Origin of the sequence: Aquitalea magnusonii, from assembly GCF_002217795.2 — a bacterium.
GTDB classification, from domain to species: Bacteria; Pseudomonadota; Gammaproteobacteria; order Burkholderiales; family Chromobacteriaceae; genus Aquitalea; species Aquitalea magnusonii_B.
Window position 1 is genome coordinate 2,884,391 of the sequence record NZ_AP018823.1, and the last position, 18,983, is coordinate 2,903,373.

An 18,983-nucleotide genomic window follows, 5' to 3' on the forward strand; every position below is an offset into this window, starting at 1 on the left:
ATCGCGCAGAAGCCAGCGGGCGGCACCTTGCAAATTGCGCCGGCATTCCACGCCTTGCATGCGTGGCTAGGTGGCGGCGCGAGCTGTCAGATGGCATCGGCCATCTGGGGACTGCCGCTGGCAAAGACCACCTGGCGCTTGCCCTGCCGCTTGGCCGCATACATGGCCTGATCCGCCATCCGCAGCACATCCGCAGTGGAAACACCGGGGGTAAAACTGGCCACGCCGGCACTGAAGCTGAAGCACACGCCACCGGGCCGGGCGGCAGCCACGGCAGCCTGCAGCCGATTGAGCAACTGATCCACCTGGCTGGCCGACTGGCGGCTAAGCAGCAGGCCAAACTCCTCGCCGCCGATGCGGCCCAGAAAGGCGGGCTGGCTAAGACGCACCAGCAAGTCGGCAAAACACACCAGCACCTGATCACCCGCCGCGTGTCCGTAGCGATCGTTGATCTGCTTGAAGTCATCCAGGTCAATCAGCACCCAGAACCATGACTGCTGATGGAGCGGCAGCTTGTCATCCAGCCGGGCAAACAGCGCACGCCGGTTGGGAATTTTGGTCAGCGGGTCGATTTCCGCCAGACGGCGGAATTCGTCCTGCATGAAGAACATCGAATGCATCATGGTCAGCATGGTCCGGTTCAGCGTGATGGCCACAACAAACACGGCGAATACCAGTAAACCAAACAGCTCCGGTGCCATGCCGGACATCAGGCTGCGGCCACAGACCAGGCTGGCCGCAAAGCCGGTCAGCAGCAGAATGGCCAGACAGTCATATTTGGACGGTGTCACAAACGCATTGTAAAACCAGATGGAAATCAGGATGGGGACGATGAAAGGATCGCCACGGCCAGCCATGTCCTGCACTTCCAACGCAGAAATCAACATCAGTGCCAGCGAATACAGACAGGTTCCCATCCGCCACAGCAGGATGCTGGGCCACCTTGCCTTAGCCAGGCTGATCAGGCTGATACAGACCAGCAAGATGGCCTCCAGCCGGCTGATGCCGGATGTCAGATACGGGTTCAGCAAAAAACTGGCAATGATGAACACGATGCAGGCACTTTCCAGAAACACGACCGGCCGGTACAACCTGCCCCGCATGTATTGGTAGAAATCAGCCTCTGTTGCTTTTTCATGGCTATTCATGGTGTTGACTCTGCTGTCGACAAGACACCGGCTGGTGGCCGGCAGTGCAAGGTGACAGGGACATGCCGGTGGCGTGGCGGCGGCAGCCAGCGCAAAGTGCCGGACCGGGCCAGCATCACCCAGCAGATGGGATGACAGCGGCACAGCAGTCCGCCACCCTGGCACCCGACAGTCCTGGCCAGCTCCCACAGTGCTCATGCCGCCGCAAGACTGCTGCAGGCACAAGGCTCTCCCCGTTATTTTTAAAATAAAAAAATAGCTGTGTTAATACAAGAAATAAAATTCTAACAGCATGCACAGGGCTTACCTAGTCAGGCCGGTTTGCCGAACGGAAAATGCCCACGCCAGGCGGCAAGCATGTAGCCGGCTGGCAAACAAGGGCGGGGCCGGGGGCGGCAGACGCTGTTTCCGGTATAGCAAGACGGCGACACCGTGTCATAAACCAGAATGGTATGGGCGGCGGACCGCATGTGCGATAAGGGCCTGACACAGCGAGCGCCGGTCAACACCGCAAGCCGAGGGGAAGGAGTGACAGCAAACAGGCCCGACATGATTGCCGGGCCTGTGTGACGCAGGTGCTTGCCGCAGGCCCCGCAGGGCCTGTACTGCCAAATGCGCTTAGCGCTCAGGCACGCGGGCGTACCAACTGCCAGGCACGTCCCAGATAGCTGACTGCGCCAAAACCGCTCCACACATGCACCAGCCGGGTAAACGGGAAGATGACGAACACGCTCATCCCCATGAACAGGTGCAGTTTGAAGATGGGAGACGCGGCCACGATGAACTGCGCGGCATCGCCACGGAAGGTGACGACATGCTGCGCCCAGGTCATCAGCAGCACCATTTCGTGGCCGTCCAGATGCTGGGCGGACACGGCGATGGTACACAGGCCCAGTACCAGCGTGGCCAGCAGCCACAGCAGTACCAGCTTGTCGCGCCAGGTGGTATTGGCAGCCAGACGCTGGTTGCTCAGGCGACGATGCAGCAGGATCAGCAGGCCGATCAGGCCCAGCGAACCCATGATGCCACCGGCCGTCATGGCAAATACCTGCTTGAAGCTGTGGGTGACGCCCAGTGCTTCCCATACCGACAACGGAGTCAGCAGGCCCACCAGATGGCCGAAGAACAGGCCCAGCACGCCGATGTGGAACAGAATGCTGCCCAGGCGCAGATTGCCGCGATACACCAGTTGGGAGGATTCGCTCTTCCAGCTGTACTGTTCGCGCTCAAAGCGCATCAGGCTGCCCAGCAAAAAGATGCTGAGCGCGATGTAGGGATAAATCCCGAAAACGAATTGATGCAGATAGTCCATATCTCTCTCCTTGCTGTTCCGGCCTGCCCGTGACAGGGCGGGCCGGAAACGGGCAGATTCAGGCGCCGGGTCGCGACGGGTAGAAATTGACCGGAGCAATGGCCGGCATGGCGGGCTTGAGCAGCGGCTCGCTGCCATCCGCACCGGGGCCAAAGGTTTCCAGCAATTCATCCATGTCGCGGATGGGCGGCACGCTCAAGGGCTCCGGTGCGACCGGCGACAGCCACACCAGCAGGTCCAGCACCCCGGCATAGGGCGAGGACGACTCGCGCAGCTTGCCGGCGATATGGCCCAGCACATGCACCGCGTCGCCCAGCAGGCGGCTGCCCTCCTCCGCTTCGCACTGCGACAGGAATTCCAGGAACAGCGGCACGTAGTCGGGCAGCTCGGCACAGACCGGCTCGAAACCGTGGGCCTTGTACTCTTCCATCAGGTCCACCATGGCCTGACCGCGGGCGCGGTCCTCGCCATGAACATGCTCGAACAGGTGCAGCGAGTGCGACGGGCTGCGGTCGAAGGTTTGTACATAGCCTTCCTGCAGCGCGATCAGATCGCTGCCCTCCAGCTGCGCCAGCAGCGGTTCCAGCATGCTGGCTGCGGTGGGGCTGGCCTGCAGTGCGCTGCGGATGTCATCCAGCGCCGCCAGCAACTCGGGCTCCGGATAGCACAGCAGGGCCGAGGCAATCTTGAACAGTGACTGGTTCATGGTTTAGCTCCCGGCGTTGGCCTTGCGGTCGCGCCGCATGTCATGGAATACGATGGGGGTGGCCTTCTTCTTGCCAAACAGGCTGGATTCCGACGTGCCGCCGGAGCAGCCATTGCCAAAGGTGAAGCCACAGCTGGCCTTGTCGTCGAAGCTGTTTTCCACCATCTCCTTGTGGCTGGACGGAATCACGAAGCGGTCTTCGTAATTGGCAATCGCCATCACCTGGTACATTTCTTCCACCTGGGCCGGCTTCAGATGCGTACCGCGCAGGGTGGCCGGGTCGCTCACCTTTTCCACGCTCTTTTTGCGCATGTAACGGCGCATGGCCACCATGGTTTCCAGCGCGCTCACCACCGGTTCTTCCTTGCCTGCGGTCAGCAGGTTGGCCAGATAGCGGATGGGAATGCGCAGGTCTTTTACGTCCGGGATGATGCCGTTTTCACCGATCAGGCCGTTTTCCAGCGCGCTCTGGATGGGCGACAACGGCGGGATGTACCACACCATGGGCAGGGTGCGGTATTCCGGATGCAGCGGGAAGGCTACTTTCCATTCCATGGCCATCTTGTACACCGGCGAATTCTGCGCGGCGCTGATCCAGGCTTCCGGAATGCCCTGCTTGCGGGCTTCGGCCTGGATTTCCGGCGAGTTCGGGTCCAGGAATACACCCAGCTGGGCTTCGTACAGGCTCTTCGGGTCTTCCACGCTGGCAGCCGCTTCGATGCGATCGGCATCGTACAGCAGCACGCCCAGGTAGCGGATGCGGCCTACGCAGGTTTCCGAGCACACGGTGGGCTGGCCGGCTTCGATACGCGGGTAGCAGAAGATGCACTTCTCGGCCTTGCCGCTGGTCCAGTTGTAGTAAATCTTCTTGTACGGGCAGCCGGACACGCACATGCGCCAGCCACGGCACTTGTCCTGGTCGATCAGCACGATGCCGTCGTCTTCGCGCTTGTAGATGGAACCGGACGGGCAAGAGGCGACACAGGCTGGGTTCAGACAGTGTTCGCACAGGCGCGGCAGATACATCAGGAAGGTGTTCTCGAAGGCCGAGTACATTTCCTTCTGGATGCCTTCAAACAGGGCATCCTTGCTGCGCTTGGAGAACTCGCCACCCAGGTCGTCTTCCCAGTTGGGGCCCCATTCGATCTTGTCCATCTTCTTGCCGGTCAGCACCGATACCGGGCGGGCCGTCGGCGGGGTCTGCATTTCCGGCGCGTTCTGCAAATGCTCGTAATCGAAGGTGAAGGGCTCGTAGTAGTCGTCGATGGACGGCAGGTTGGGGTTGGCAAAGATATTGGCCAGAATGCGCATCTTGCCGCCCTGCCTGGGCACCAGCTTGCCATTAGGCTTGCGTTCCCAGCCGCCCTGCCATTTTTCCTGGTTTTCCCAGTCCTTGGGGTAGCCGATGCCCGGCTTGCTTTCCACATTGTTGAACCAGGCGTATTCCACGCCGTCGCGGCTGGTCCAGACATTCTTGCAGGTGACTGAACAGGTATGGCAGCCGATGCACTTGTCCAGGTTCAGCACCATGCCGATTTGTGCACGGATTTTCATTTGTCTTCTCCTGCAGGCAGATCCATCCAGTCAACTTTTTTCATCTTGCGCACGATGACGAATTCGTCACGGTTGGCACCCACCGTCCCGTAGTAGTTGAAGCCCCAGGACAGCTGGGCGTAACCGCCAATCATGTGCGTCGGCTTGGTCACCGCACGGGTCACCGAGTTGTGGATGCCGCCGCGCTTGCCACTGGTTTCCGCACCCGGCACGTTCACGATTTTTTCCTGGGCGTGGTACATCAGCGTCATGCCTTCCGGTACGCGTTGCGATACCACCGCACGGGCGGTCAGCGTGCCGTTGACGTTGAATACTTCGATCCAGTCGTTGTCGACGATGCCGGCCTTTTTGGCGTCCACTTCCGATACCCACACGTGCGGGCCGCCACGCGACAGCGTCAGCATGCGCAGGTTGTCCGAATAGGTACTGTGGATGCCCCATTTCTGGTGCGGGGTGATGAAGTTGAGCACCAGCTCGTGGTTGCCGTTGGACTTCTTGCCCAGGATGGCCTGGGTAGTTTTCAGGTCCACATGCGGCTTGAACACGCACAGGCCCTCGCCGAAGGCACGCATCCACTGGTGATCCTGATAGAACTGCTGGCGGCCGGTGATGGTGCGCCATGGAATCAGCTCGTGCACATTGGTGTAACCGGCGTTGTAGCTGACTTCTTCGCTTTCCAGGCCCGACCATGTCGGCGAGGAAATGATCTTGCGCGGCTGCGCCTGCACATCGCGGAAGCGGATGCTGTCGTGCTCGCGCGGCCGTGCCAGATGGGTGTGGTCGATGCCGGTTACCTTGGACAAGGCTTCCCAGGCTTTCACCGCCACGTGGCCGTTGGTTTCCGGGGCCAGGGTCAGAATCATCTCGGCGGCGTCGATGGCGGTATTGAGCCGTGGCTGGCCCTTGCCCGCGCCCTCGGCCACGGTATGGTTCAGGCCGCGCAGCACGTCTACTTCGTGGCCGGTTTTCCAGCTGATGCCCTTGCCGCCATTGCCCACTTTTTCCAGCAGCGGGCCGATTGAGGTGAACTTGTCGTAGATGGCACCGTAGTCGCGCTCCACCACGGTCATGGCCGGCATGGTCTTGCCCGGCACCGGCTCGCACTCGCCCTTCTTCCAGTCACGCGGGTCAAACGGCTGGCCCAGTTCCTGCGGGGTGTCGTGCATCAGCGGGGTGAGTACCAGGTCCTGCTGCACACCCAGGTAGTCCTTGCCGATTTCGGAAATCTTCCTGGCAAAGCCCTTGTAGATTTCCCAGTCCGACTTGGCCTGCCACAGCGGCTGTACGGCTTCGGACAGCGGGTGGATGAAGGGGTGCATGTCGGAGGTGTTGAGGTCGTCCTTCTCGTACCAGGTAGCGGTCGGCAGCACGATGTCGCCATACAGGCAGGTGGTGGACATGCGGAAGTCCAGCACCACCAGCAGGTCCAGCTTGCCTTCCACCGCCGGACGCACGGTGATTTCAGTCGGCTTGATGCAGTCTTCCTCATTGCCCATCACCGCGTTTTGCGTGCCCAGCAGGTATTTGAGGAAGTACTCATGACCCTTGCCGGAGCTGCCCAGAATGTTGGAGCGCCACACAAACATATTGCGCGGGAAGTTCTTCGGGTTGTCCGGGTCGTTGCAGGACATGTCCAGCGTGCCGTTTTTCAGGCTGTCCACGGCAAACGGAATGGCGTCCTTGCCAGCCGCCTTGGCGGCGCGGGTGATGTCCAGCGGGTTGGTGGTCAGCTGCGGGGTGGACGGCAGCCAGCCCATGCGTTCGGCCTTGGCGTTGTAGTCGATCAGGCTCATGTTGGCCATCTTGCCGTCGGCCGTCGGGCACAGGATTTCATTAATGCCCAGCTTTTCGTGCCGCCACTGGCTGGTATGGGCGTAGAAGAAGCTGGTGCCGTTCATCTGGCGCGACGGACGCACCCAGTCACCGGCAAAGGCCAGCGGTGCCCAGCCGGTTTGCGGACGCAGCTTTTCCTGACCCACATAGTGGCACCAGCCGCCGCCGCTCTGGCCGATGCAGCCACACAGCATCAGCATGTTGATGATGCCGCGGTAGCTCATGTCCATGTGATACCAGTGGTTGAGCGCGGCACCGACAATCACCATGGATTTGCCATGGGTCTGGTCGGCGTTCTGGGCGAATTCGCGCGCTACCTGGATCACCATTTCCGGCTTCACGCCGGTGTGCTTTTGCTGCCAGGCCGGGGTGTACGGCACGTCGGCCATGTAGTCATTGGTGACATTGCCACCGCCCAGGCCACGGTCGATACCGTAGTTGGCTGCCATCAGGTCGAATACCGTGGCCACCAGTGCAGTGCTGCCATCAGCCAGCACCACCTTGCGCGCCGGGACATTGCGGGTGAGCAGTTCTTCGTGTTCGGCACCAAAGTAAGGGAAACCGACGCCAACTACTTCGTCACGGTTTTCAATCAGCGACAGACGGGCCGATACCTCGCGGCCAGTGCTGCCGTCATGCTGTTGCAGGTTCCACTTGCCGGCCTTGTCTTCCGGCTGGCCCCAGCGGAAGCCGATGGAACCGGTGGGTGCCACGATGTCGCCACTGGTTTCGTCGAATACCAGGGTCTTCCATTCCGGGTTGTTGTCTTCGTTCAGGTTGTTTGCCAGATGGCTGGCACGCAGGAAGTAGTCCGGCACATAGCGTTCGCCATCCTGGCGCAGCGTCACCAGCATCGGCATGTCGGTGTAGCGGCGGATGTAGTCGGTGAAGTAGGCCGACGGCTGGTCCAGGTGGAATTCCTTGAAGATGACATGGCCCATGGCCATGGCCAGCGCGGCATCGGTGCCCTGCTTCGGAGCCAGCCAGATGTCGCCGAACTTGGCCATTTCGCCAAAGTCACTGGAAACCGCCACGGTCTTGGTGCCCTTGTAGCGCACTTCGGTATAGAAGTGGGCGTCCGGGGTACGGGTCATCGGGATGTTGGAACCCCACACCATCAGGTAGGTGGAGTTGTACCAGTCGGCCGATTCGGCCACGTCAGTCTGTTCGCCCCAGATTTGCGGGCTGGCCGGCGGCAAGTCGCAATACCAGTCGTAGAAGGACAGCGGCACGCCACCAATCAGACTGAGGTAACGGCTGCCCGCGGCATAGGACACCATGGACATGGCCGGAATCGGCGAGAAGCCCACCACGCGGTCCGGGCCGTAGTTCTTGATGGTGTAGGCATTGGAAGCCGCGATGATTTCGTTGGCCTCGTCCCAGTTGGCGCGCACGAAACCGCCCTGGCCGCGCTTGCTCTTGTACTGCTTGGCCAGTTCCGGGTTCTGGCTGATGTGTTCCCAGGCTTGTACCGGGTCCATGCTCTTGCGCGCCTCGCGCCACAGCTTGGCCAGGCGGCCGCGGATCATCGGGTATTTCACCCGCTGGGCGGAGTACACATACCAGCTATAGGACGCGCCACGCGGGCAGCCGCGCGGTTCGTGGTTGGGCAGGTCCGGCCGGGTGCGCGGATAGTCGGTTTGCTGGGTTTCCCAGGTAATCAGCCCGTTTTTGACATACACCTTCCAGCTACAGGAGCCGGTGCAGTTCACCCCGTGGGTGGAACGCACGATCTTGTCGTGCTGCCAGCGTTGGCGATAGGCGTTTTCCCACTGGCGGTCTTCATTGACCACCGCCCCATGGCCATCGGCAAAAGTGGATTTCACCTTGCCAAGGAAATTCAGTCTGTCCAGAAAGTGGCTCATCTTGCCTCCGAGTTTTTACCGCCAGATGCGGTGTCGCGGCCTGGCCGCGCAGCCTTTGCTTACCCTGCAGAGATTACGTCCGGGCAACAACAGCGCCCATTCACCACAGGTGGCAAGCAGACAAAGCAGAGTGAGGAGGCTGGCTAAGCCATTGGGAGTAGGCAGGACTAGACAGGCAGAGACGACGCATCTGCTGTTGATGGGCGGCACACGGCAGAAAAATGACAAACACCCTGGCCGCTGGAAGCAGCCAGGGCCGGTCTATCCAAGGGGTAGATGGGTGATCCGATTACACCTGTACTAAATACCAGAAATGCTGCAAGCCAAGAAAACTATCTATATAAAAGGCCGCCGCGGATTAATGGCCTTCATTAATAAAAACCACTAAAAAATGAGTCAATAAGACTTAGCTGGATATCGGGAAACATACCTCAGGGAGCAGTACCATGAAACGCACATTCATCCCCTTATGTGTTGCTTGCACAGGATTCATGTCTCAAGCACACGCTTACGACGGTTCAATTTCCTTCACGGGCAACATCTCGACCGCCACCTGCACCATTAGCGTTGAAGGAGGCGGCAACAACGGTGCCATCACCCTGCCATCCATCTCGACCAAGGCATTGGCCGCAGCGTTGGCCACGGCAGGGGCCACCCCGTTTTCCATTGCGCTGAGCGGCTGCACCGGATCGGCCACACAGGCTGCGGTCTGGTTTGAAAATGACAGCAATGTCAACGCTGCCGGTCGCTTGATCAATTCGGGAACCGCCGGCAATGTGGATGTTGCCATCTACAACGCAAGCTCAAGCACGCATATTCCTATTGGTCAAACCAGCACCACGTTTGGCAGTAGCGGCACGGCATTTCCCATCAACAATGGCAGCGCAACCCTGAACTACATGGCACGCTACTACGCCACCGGCATTGCCACAGCCGGCACCGTCACGGCCAACGTCAATTACACGGTGCAATACCAGTAAATGCAGCTGATTGCCGCTTGGCAGGGCATCCACGCGGGGCGGCCTGGGCTGTTTGCGCTTGCTGGCGTTTAGCGCCAGGTCGGCTGGTGGCCGGGTTGCGCGCCTTGGCTGCGGCCCGCTCACGGATACATTGCTCTGGTGGCGGCAGCGGTGCGGGTGACAAGCGGACGATGCGGTCCAGCTCCGGCACTTTGCGGTTGGCCCAGCAGTAGCTGGGTAACACGGTGCCGATCAGATCGTAGCGACCAGCGCGCTGCGGGTCCGCTTTAGGGAGGCTGTTGTCGAGGGAAAGGTCCAGTTTTAAGACCAGGCGCATGACATGCCTGGGCGATAGGCGTGATAGCGGGAGATCGGCTCGGGTTCTTTATGTCGCTAGCACCCAGCCCCCTAGCCAGGGTAGCTGGTGGCACTTGACGCCGCGAACCAGAAACTGTTGCGGCGTGGTGCCTCCAGCCAAGCTAGCTGTACTGCCTACGCCTGGCTGGCCGGGAGCTGCACTATTTAATTAGCCGCCTTAATTAGCCGCCATCAGTGACTGGAGTGCTGGAAACGGTCCACCAGCTCCACCATCTTGCCAGCCGTGCTGTTGAGCTGGCCGGACAGCGCGGCGGCCTCCTGCACGATGTGGGCATTATTTTCCGCCAGCGCCGCAATCTTGCTGACATTGGTGGCCACATCATTGCTGGCGGCGGTTTGCTCCTGCATGGCCAGCGTGGTGCTGCGGCTCTTGCCGGCGGTATCGCTGGCCTTGTCGTGAATCAGCGCCAGGTCTGCCACGGTCAGGTCCACTTCGGCCATGCCGCCTTGCATGCGCTGCCGGGCGGTGGCCATTTGCTGCGCCACACCACGGGTTTCACGGCGGATGTCTTCAATCAGCGCGGCAATGTCCAGCGTTTCCTTGCTGGTGCGTTCGGCCAGCTTGCGCACCTCGTCCGCCACCACGGCAAAGCCGCGCCCCATTTCGCCTGCCCGTGCCGCTTCGATGGCGGCATTGAGCGCCAGCAGATTGGTCTGGTCGGCAATCTCGCGGATGGCGGTGACAATGCTGTGAATACCCTCGGACTTGTCGCGCAGCATGTCCACGCTATCCCCGGTCTGGGTAAGTCCGTCCGCGGTTTCACTCAAGGCGGTCGCGGTACTGCGCATGCGCGCGCGGCCATCGTCCACACAAGTTTGCATGTCCTGGGCCACGCGCATGGCTTGCTCGGCATTGTCGGTCACGGCGGCAATGCCGGCGGACATTTGCTCGATGGCAGCGGCAATATCCACCGAAGAACGGCTCTGCACATCCGCCGTGGAGGCGGCACGGGCTGATACATCGTTGAGCGAACGGGCGGCCGCCATCATCTGGTGCGCTTCGGTCTTGATCTGACGCAGAGTGTCGGCAAAGGCATCCACCAGGTGGTCAAACGCATGGCCCATGCGGGCTATTTCATCACTGCCCGGCAGGGCGGCGCGGCGCGACAGGTCAAAATCGCGGCTCATGCCGCCCATCAATTGCTCCAGGCGGGAAATCGGCCGCTCCACGCTGTGATAGATGGCCCAGCCCAGCAGCGACAACACCAGGATGGTGGCGGCGGAGCCCAGCAGGGTGAACCATAGCTGGAAACCTGCCTCACCCAGCAAGCGCTGAACATGCTGGTCCAGTTGCTCCAGCAGCACGTCCTGCAGTTGTTTCAGATTGGCCATCTGGGCGGTGGCAGTTTTGAACCACTGTGCCGATGCCACGCCCAGCGGCTGCCCCAGCGGCGTGGTCATGATCTGCTGGCGCATGGCCTGCACAGCCGCCGCCTCGGCTGATTGATCGGCCCGCTGCGACAAGGCACGCAAAGAGCTGGAGGCCACCAGCCGCAACTGGCTGGCACAGGCTTGCTGCTTGGCCTGCAAGCCTGCGGCCTGCAACAGGCTGGCCTGGTCAAAACTGCCCCGCCCCAGCACGCCATTGATAAAACCACGCTCGCGGCCGGCAAACTCTTTCTGACACTGCAGATTGACCAGGGCCACGGTGTCCTGCAGCAGGCCGGCATCGCTGGTACTGCCGGCCAGACCGGCAATCAGCCCGATCAGTGCTTCGATATTGTCCGAATAGGCGGCAAACATCTGCCCTGCCGGCTGGCTGCGGCTGTCAATCGCCGCCCGCCCTTGCAGCAAGGCAGCTACCTGGCCGTCCACTGCGGCTGCCTGCGTGGCATCGGGCAGTTGCGCCAGGCTGCGGTGAAAATCGCTCAGGGCGCTGTCTGTTTGCTGGCGTGCGGATTTCAGTTCATCCGGCACACTGCTGCCGGCGGCAGCAAGAAAACCATTGCTCAAGCCACGCTCGGCCTGTAGCTGGTGAATCAGGTTGCTGGCCTTGCCGGCCACCTGCAGCAGTTGGGCGGAAGCCTGCAGTCGGGACAGGCTGTGCCACTTTTCCAGTGACAACACCCCGGCAAGACCGGCAATCACCAGTACGAAAGGTAGGATCAGCAAGCCCAGCCTGCTGGCGATGGAAAGTCTGGACAGCATGTCCGCCTCACAATTCTTTTGGAATAAATTAGGATTTTTTTGCTGCTTGAAGCATAGGAAAATTCCTAGCAGCAATAAACATGCCGGGAAAATAATAAAAAAAGGGGAAGCGCCCTGGCTCCCCCTCTCCCTCCGCCTTGCCCGGAGGATCTGGCTCATGCGTACTTAGCAGCGGATTTCTGCATTCTGGCGGGCGTAGAACCACCAGTTGATCAGCACGCAACTGGCGTAAAACAGGATGAAGGCATACAGCGCGGCCTCCACGCCACCGGTCATGGAAATGGAGGTGCCATAGCTCTTGGGAATGAAGAAACCGCCATACGCCCCAATGGCACCGGAGAAGCCCAGCACGGCAGCCGCTTCACGCGTGGCATCCGCCTGTGCCTGCTTTTGTGCCGCCTCGCCCTTGCCCGCCAGCCGCTGATGCAGGGTGAGGAAGATCACCGGCACCTGCATGAAGGTGGAACCGTTACCCACACCGGTCAGCGCAAACAGGCAGAGGAACATGGCAAAAAAGCCCTGGAAGCTGCCGCCCTGGCCTGCATGCGGCAAGAACACCAGCACGCCGCCCACCGCCAGCATCATCAGCAGGAATACCGCCTGGGTGACCTTGGCACCGCCAATCTTGTCCGCCAGCCAGCCACCGACCGGACGGGCCAGTGCGCCCACCAGCGGGCCGTAGAACACGTATTTGGTGGGGTCCACATCCGGGAACTGGCCTTTCATCAGCAGCGGGAAACCGGCAGAGAAACCGATGAAGGAACCAAAGGTGCCGATGTACAGCCAGCACATCAGCCAATTGTGCTTGCGCTTGAAAATAACCACCTGGTCGGCAAAGGACGCACGCGCCGAGGCAATGTCGTTCATGCCCAGCCAGGCGGCAACGGTGGCCAGCAGGATGAAGGGCACCCAGACAAAGCCGGCGTTCTGCAGCCACATTTTCTTGTGTACCGCGCCCTTGATCCAGGTTTGCGGATCGCCACCAAAGGCACCAAACACGCCCATGGTAATCACCAGCGGCACCACGAACTGCACCAGCGACACCCCCAGATTACCCAGACCGGCATTCAGCCCCAGCGCCGTGCCTTTTTCCGCCTTGGGGAAAAAGAAGCTGATATTGGACATGGACGAACTGAAATTGCCGCCACCAAAACCGCACAGCAGCGCCAGCACCACCATGGTGACGTAGCTGGTAGTCGGGTCCTGCACGGCAAAACCGATGCCGATGGCCGGAATCAACAGGCTGGCGGTGGAAATGGCCGTCCACTTGCGGCCACCGAAAATCGGCACCATGAAGCTGTAGAAAATGCGCAAGGTGGCACCGGACAGCGCCGGCAGCGCGGCAAGCCAGAACAGCTGGTTCTGGCTGTAGCTAAAGCCGATATTGGGCATGTTCAGCACCGCCACGCTCCACACCTGCCAGATGACAAAAGCCAGCATCAGCGCAGGGATGGATATCCACAAATTGCGCCGGGCAACGGCCTTGCCCTCCTGCTGCCAGAACTCCTTGTTTTCCGGTTCCCACCGGTTAAGTACATGTGACATCACGTCCTCCCTGACGGCCACTCGGCCATCAATCAAAAATGGGGTTGCTGCTTTCAGGCCGACTGTTTGGCCACTGCGGCCACGGCCTTGCCCTGTGCGGGCTTGAAGGAAAAATGCATCCACACCAGCGACACGCACACCGTGCCGTACAGCAGCATGAAGGCGCTGCTGCGCACGCCGGTGACATCCAGCAGCACGCCAAACAGGATGGGCAGCAGGAAACCGCCCATGCCACCGGCCAGGCCCACCACGCCGGACACCGCGCCGATGTTGTCGGGAAACTCGTTGGCAATGAACTTGAACACCGAGGCCTTGCCGATGGCCATGGCAATGCCCACGCCAAACAGCATCAGGGTGAAGGGGACAACACTCAGGCCGATATGGAAGCTTTGCACTCCATGGGTGGTGGTGATGCTGAAGTCGGTTTGCGGATAGGACAGGATGAAAAACGCCACCCAGCAGGTCCACATCACGCCCCAGGTCACCTTGTAGGGGCCAAAGCGGTCGGACAGCCAGCCGCCCATCGCCCGTAGCACGCCGCCGGGCAGGGAGAAACAGGCCGCCAGAAAGGCCGCATGCTTGATGTCAAAGCCGTACTCGCCCACGTAGTACTTGGTCATCCACAGCGCCAGCGCCACATAGCCGCCAAACACCACCGAGTAGTACTGGCAGTAGCGCAGCACCGCCGGATCCTTCATCAGCGCCAGTTGGCTGCGCAGGCTTACCTTGCTGCTGACCAGGTGGGCCGCATCCTGATAGGAAAACAGCCAGAACAAAATGGCCGTCACCAGCATGATGCCGGCGTAGACCGAGGGCACCAACTGCCAGCCGCCGATGGCGATGATGCCGGGAGCCACCAGCTTGGTGAGCGAGGAACCGGCATTACCTGCCCCAAACACCCCCATTGCCATGCCCTGCTGTTCCGGCTTGAACCAGCGCGCCACATAAGGCGTGCCCACCGAAAACGCCCCGCCGGCCAGCCCCACCAGCAGGCCGATGGCCAGAAACTGCCAGTAAGCCGTGGCGTACTGCATGATGAAGATGAAGGGCACGCAGATCAGCATCAGCAGGAACATCACGATGCGACCGCCAAAACGGTCGGTCCAGATGCCCAGCGGCACGCGGATCAGCGAGCCGGACAGCACCGGCGTGGCGGCCAGGATGCCGAATTCGGTTTCATTCAGCCCCAGATGCTGCTTGATGGGAATGCCCAGTACCGCAAACATCATCCAGATCATGAAACAGATGGTGAAAGCCACGGTGCTGGATGCCAGCACGGCATACTGCTTGAAGCGTAAAGAAGCCATGATGCTTTGCTCCACTATTGGGATAAGGCCATTTAACCCTTATCCGCACGCGGGAAATATTCACCGATAGCAGCACGGCGGGCGGCATGAGGAGCTAGGCAATGGCGGCAGATGGGGAAGAAGAACTAATCACAAAGGGGGATATACAAGCGCAGATGCTTGCCAGGCATGGCTTGCAGCCGGATGAAAAGCAGCAGGCCAACTCCTTCTTGTGGTGAATTGTCGCCACATCCGGCTGGCTTTATTGTTAAGCTGAAAACAGACACGGCAGCGGCCTTGCCGCCCGCCTTCCCAGCCTTACCGGACCCGTAGCCAGATGATGCTTTACCAGACCCCGCAATTGCGCAGCCTGTCCACCAAACTGCTGATGCTGACCATCGCCTGGCTGCTGCTGGCGATGACTTCCATCGGCTATACCCTGGTGCTGTCCTGGAAGCTGGAAGGCGGCGCTGCCGCCATCAACGACGCCGGCAGCCTGCGCATGCGCAGCTACCATCTTGCCTTGCAGGTCAGCGAGGGCGCGCCCCTGGCAGTGATCCACGAGGAAGAACAGCAATTTGCCGCCATCCTGGCGCGCCTGAAAAAGGGCGATCCGGCACGGCCACTGTTTTTGCCGGACAATCTGTCGGTACACCAGCAGGTGGCCAGCATAGAACAGTCCTGGCAGCACGACATGCTGCCGCTGCTGGCCGCCGCCGCCATGCAAAGCAGCAGCCGCAAGATGGAGCGGCCGGACATCGCCAGCTTCGTCAACCGCATCGACCGGCTGGTGAAACTGGTGGAAGAAGACAATGCGCGCAATACCACCTTGCTGCGCTTTTTCCAGATGGCCTTGATTGCCATGGCCATCATCGGCTCCTTCAGCATGATGTTCCTGCTGTTTTTGCTGGTGATCCGCCCGCTCAACGCGCTGGGCGAAGGCATGCTGCGCCTGCGCGACGGCAATCTGGATGCCCGGGTGATAGTAGACAGCAATGATGAATTTGCCACCATCGCCACCGGCTTCAACCAGATGGCAGGCCGCCTGCAGGACCTCTACACCACGCTGGAACAGAAAGTGGCCGACAAAACCCGCTCGGTGGAGGAAAAAAACCGCCAGTTGGCGGCGCTGTACAATGTCACCGCCTTCCTGCACGGCTCGCACACGCTGGACAATATGTGCAGCGGCTTCATCAGCCGGCTGATCGAGCTGACCGGGGCCGATGCCGGCAGCGTGCGGCTGGTGGATTTCAAGCGCGGGCGGCTGGAGCTGATTGCACAACAAGGCCTGCCCGCCGACATGGTGGAACATGACGACTGCGCCCCGATTGACGGCTGCCTGTGCGGCGACGCGGTGCAACAGCCGGTTTCCGTCATCCACCGCTTTGACCAGTTGCCGCATATCGAAGAAAAACACTGCCAGCGCGCCGGGTTTGCCAGCATCTCGGTATTCCACATCCGCCACAACCAGAACAATGTCGGCATTTTCACCCTGTACTTCTATCAGACACCCAAACTGCCGCCGCAAGACCAGTTCCTGCTGGAAACCCTGGGCAGCCACCTGGGCGTGGCGGTGGAAAACCAGCGCCTGGCGGCGCGTGACCAGCAATTTGCCGTGGCCGAGGAACGCAATCTGATGGCACAGGGCCTGCATGACAGCATTGCCCAGTCGCTGTCCTTCCTCAATCTGCAAGTACAGATGCTGGAAGCGGCACTGGCCGACCAGCAAACCGAACAGGCACAGGAAAACCTGGCCTTCATCCGCACCGGGGTACAGGAATGTTACGAAGACGTACGCGAACTGCTGCTCAACTTCCGCACCCGCATCAACAAGGAAGACTTCGGCGACGCCGTGCGCACCCTGCTGGAACGCTTTGAAAAACAGGCCCGCGTACCCACCCAGCTCAACCTCAGCGGCAACGGCCTGGCACTGAACCCACAGCAGCAACTACAGGTGATTTTCATCCTGCAAGAAGCGCTGTCCAATGTACGCAAGCATGCCCATGCCCGCCGCGTGCGGGTGGATATCCACAACGATGCCGACTTCCACATGCAAATCCGCGATGATGGCTGCGGCTTTGACGAGGCACTGGTGGCCAGCCGGCGCGCCAGCCACGTCGGGCTGTCCATCATGCAGGAACGCGCGGCACGCATTCATGGCCAGATCAGCATTCAGGCCCATGCCGACGGCGGCACCGAAGTCAGCCTGCTGCTGCCACAAACCGAAAGACAAGCCGCATGACAACCATTCGTATCCTGCTGGTCGACGACCACACCCTGTTCCGCAGCGGCCTCAAAGCCCTGCTGCAGCGCCAGAGCGACTTTGAAATTGTCGGCGAAGCCGCCGACGGCCTGGAAGGCGTGAAGCTGTGCGAACAACTCAAGCCCGACGTGGTGCTGCTGGACATCGACATGCCGCAGATGAATGGCCGCGAAGCGCTGGCACAGATTCTGGTTACCCAGCCACAACTGGCGGTGCTGATGCTCACCGTATCGGAAGATGGTGAAGACCTGGCCGACTGCCTGAAAACCGGGGCGCGTGGCTATCTCTTGAAAAACATCAATGCCGACTTCCTGCTGGACAGCATCCGCCGCGCGGTGGATGGCGACAGCGTGCTGTCACCGGAAATGACTTCCAAGCTGCTGTCACAATTGCGCGGCGGCGAAAGCAGCAAGAGCAAGCGCAGCGGCGTGGAACAACTGACCCAGCGCGAGCGCGAAATCCTGGCCTGGCTCAGCCGTGGCGTCAGCAATAAGGAAATCGCCCGCTCGCTGGACCTGGCCGAGAGCACGATCAAGGTGCATGTGCAGAACATCCTGCGCAAACTCAGCCTCAATGGCCGGGTACAGGCCGCGCTGTTTGCCGTCGAGCACGGCCTGGACAAGCTGCCCTGATTTATTTGCAGCTGCAGCAATATCCTTGTTGAAGGCGGCAACAAGGACAACTACCATGTCATAGATAGTGTCACCATCAGCCTTACAGACCTGCGTACCATCATGAATGCATATGCGCTGCTGGACGCGCTCAATACCCCGGTATGGATCATCCTGCCCGCCACGGATGACATCCTGTTTGCCAACCGGCAAGCCCTGGCCCTGGCCAGCCGGCAGACAGTAGCCGATTTGCGCGGCGGCTGCCTGTCGGCCCGCGCCCAGGAAAAACTGGCCGACTTCACCCCCAGCATGCTGCAGCACGAGCAGGTGGTGGAAATATGGACGGTACAGGGGCAGGACGAAGCCCAGGCCATGGGCTGCCACCTGGGACATTTGCTGCTGGATGATGGCCGCAACGCCATCCTGGTGGAAGGCATGCTGGCCGCCAGCACCACACCGCTCAGCCACGCACTGCCGGCCAGTTCGCCACGGGATGGCAGCTTCCACGAAATGCTGATGCAGACCAATAGCGCACCCATGCTGCTGATCGACCCCGCCGATGAAGGCCGCATCGTCAATGTCAACCAGGCCGCCATCCGCTTTTATGGCTATAGCCGGAGCGAATTCACCGACAAGCACACCTGGGAAATCAATGCCATGGGCCGGGCCATCCTGCCGGTGATGCAACACATTGCCCAATTACCTGGCGGCCACAAGCCGCTGAGCTTTGTCCACCGGCTGGCCGATGGCAGCCTGCGCGACGTGCAGACCTATGCCGGCCCGGTGGTGATTCACGGCAAACGCCTGATGCTGTGTGTGATTCATGACATCACCGAACAAAAACGGCTGAAATCCGAATTGGAACAGGCCGCGCTGAAAGACCCGCTCACCGGCCTGTGGAACCGTCGCCACCTGCTGCTGCAACTGGAACGCTCCATCCAGGAAAAACAGCGCTTTGGCAATGATTTCAGCCTGATCTTGCTGGACGCGGACAATTTCAAGCACATCAATGACCACTACGGCCACTTTACCGGCGATGAAGTGCTGGTATGGCTGGCCAAGACGCTGGAATCACGCGTGCGTGCCGTAGACAGCGTCTGCCGCTGGGGAGGCGAGGAATTCGTCATCCTGCTGCCACAAACCAGCCGCGACAATGCCCTGCATCTGGCCGAAGCCCTGCGTCAGACCGTAGCGCAAACCCGCCATGACAAACTGCCCGCTATCACCGTCAGCATTGGTGTGGCCATCCACCAGGATCAGGAAACGGTGGAAAGCCTGATCATGCGGGTGGACAGCGCGCTCTACCAGGCCAAGAACCAGGGCCGCAACTGCGTGATTGCCGCCTGAGACCGGCAACATCCCGCCCCTACTCCCT

13 protein-coding genes are annotated in these 18,983 nt (G+C 60.6%); 4 read left to right on the plus strand and 9 right to left on the minus strand.

All coding sequences use genetic code 11. The features are described 5' to 3' along the window. Positions 1-86 precede the first annotated feature (86 nt). The 5 genes from DLM_RS13810 to DLM_RS13830 form a co-directional block, all read right to left on the minus strand. Positions 87-1,148, minus strand: coding sequence for a GGDEF domain-containing protein (locus DLM_RS13810; protein ID WP_167467115.1), 1,062 nt, complete (start codon positions 1,146-1,148; stop codon positions 87-89). Between the two features lie 625 nt (positions 1,149-1,773). Beyond that, a complete protein-coding gene (gene narI, locus DLM_RS13815; protein WP_089084549.1) occupies positions 1,774-2,460 on the minus strand; it encodes a respiratory nitrate reductase subunit gamma in 687 nt (228 codons plus the stop codon). A 58-nt stretch (positions 2,461-2,518) separates the two neighbouring features. Continuing rightward, complete coding sequence (gene narJ / locus DLM_RS13820) at positions 2,519-3,166, minus strand: nitrate reductase molybdenum cofactor assembly chaperone (protein WP_089084550.1); 648 nt, start codon at positions 3,164-3,166, stop codon at positions 2,519-2,521. A 3-nt stretch (positions 3,167-3,169) separates the two neighbouring features. Further along, a complete protein-coding gene (gene narH, locus DLM_RS13825) occupies positions 3,170-4,720 on the minus strand; it encodes a nitrate reductase subunit beta (RefSeq protein WP_089084551.1) in 1,551 nt (516 codons plus the stop codon). Then, a complete protein-coding gene (locus tag DLM_RS13830; RefSeq protein ID WP_089084552.1) occupies positions 4,717-8,418 on the minus strand; it encodes a nitrate reductase subunit alpha in 3,702 nt (1,233 codons plus the stop codon). The genes narH and DLM_RS13830 overlap by 4 nt, the downstream gene beginning before the upstream one ends. Positions 8,419-8,864: 446 nt before the next feature. On the opposite strand from DLM_RS13830, the gene DLM_RS13835 reads away from it, so the two are divergent. Continuing rightward, positions 8,865-9,398, plus strand: coding sequence for a fimbrial protein (locus DLM_RS13835; protein ID WP_089084553.1), 534 nt, complete (start codon positions 8,865-8,867; stop codon positions 9,396-9,398). Here the strand turns inward: DLM_RS13835 and DLM_RS24050 are convergent. From DLM_RS24050 to DLM_RS13850, 4 genes are all read right to left on the minus strand, one after another. Beyond that, the gene (locus tag DLM_RS24050; protein ID WP_420000698.1) at positions 9,373-9,714 is read right to left on the minus strand and encodes a DUF6396 domain-containing protein; all 342 of its coding nucleotides are present in this window, start codon (positions 9,712-9,714) and stop codon (positions 9,373-9,375) included. The genes DLM_RS13835 and DLM_RS24050 overlap by 26 nt on opposite strands. 212 nt (positions 9,715-9,926) lie before the next feature. Next, on the minus strand, positions 9,927-11,903 hold the full coding sequence (locus tag DLM_RS13840; RefSeq protein WP_089084554.1) for a methyl-accepting chemotaxis protein: 1,977 nt from the start codon (positions 11,901-11,903) through the stop codon (positions 9,927-9,929). A 165-nt stretch (positions 11,904-12,068) separates the two neighbouring features. Beyond that, the gene (locus DLM_RS13845; RefSeq protein ID WP_197715413.1) at positions 12,069-13,448 is read right to left on the minus strand and encodes a NarK family nitrate/nitrite MFS transporter; all 1,380 of its coding nucleotides are present in this window, start codon (positions 13,446-13,448) and stop codon (positions 12,069-12,071) included. Positions 13,449-13,501: 53 nt separating this feature from the next. Then, a complete protein-coding gene (locus DLM_RS13850) occupies positions 13,502-14,755 on the minus strand; it encodes an MFS transporter (RefSeq protein WP_089084555.1) in 1,254 nt (417 codons plus the stop codon). A 316-nt stretch (positions 14,756-15,071) separates the two neighbouring features. Between DLM_RS13850 and DLM_RS13855 the strand changes: the two genes are divergently transcribed. The 3 genes from DLM_RS13855 to DLM_RS13865 all read left to right on the plus strand — a co-directional run bounded on the left by DLM_RS13855 (position 15,072) and on the right by DLM_RS13865 (position 18,955). Continuing rightward, positions 15,072-16,976 carry a type IV pili methyl-accepting chemotaxis transducer N-terminal domain-containing protein gene (locus tag DLM_RS13855; protein WP_197715414.1) on the plus strand — a complete coding sequence of 635 codons (1,905 nt, stop codon included), beginning with the start codon at positions 15,072-15,074 and terminating at the stop codon, positions 16,974-16,976. Beyond that, positions 16,973-17,629, plus strand: a complete 657-nt coding sequence (locus DLM_RS13860; protein ID WP_089084556.1) for a response regulator — start codon at positions 16,973-16,975, stop codon at positions 17,627-17,629. The genes DLM_RS13855 and DLM_RS13860 overlap by 4 nt, the downstream gene beginning before the upstream one ends. Before the next feature lie 102 nt (positions 17,630-17,731). Continuing rightward, positions 17,732-18,955, plus strand: coding sequence for a GGDEF domain-containing protein (locus DLM_RS13865; protein WP_089084557.1), 1,224 nt, complete (start codon positions 17,732-17,734; stop codon positions 18,953-18,955). Positions 18,956-18,983 lie beyond the last annotated feature (28 nt).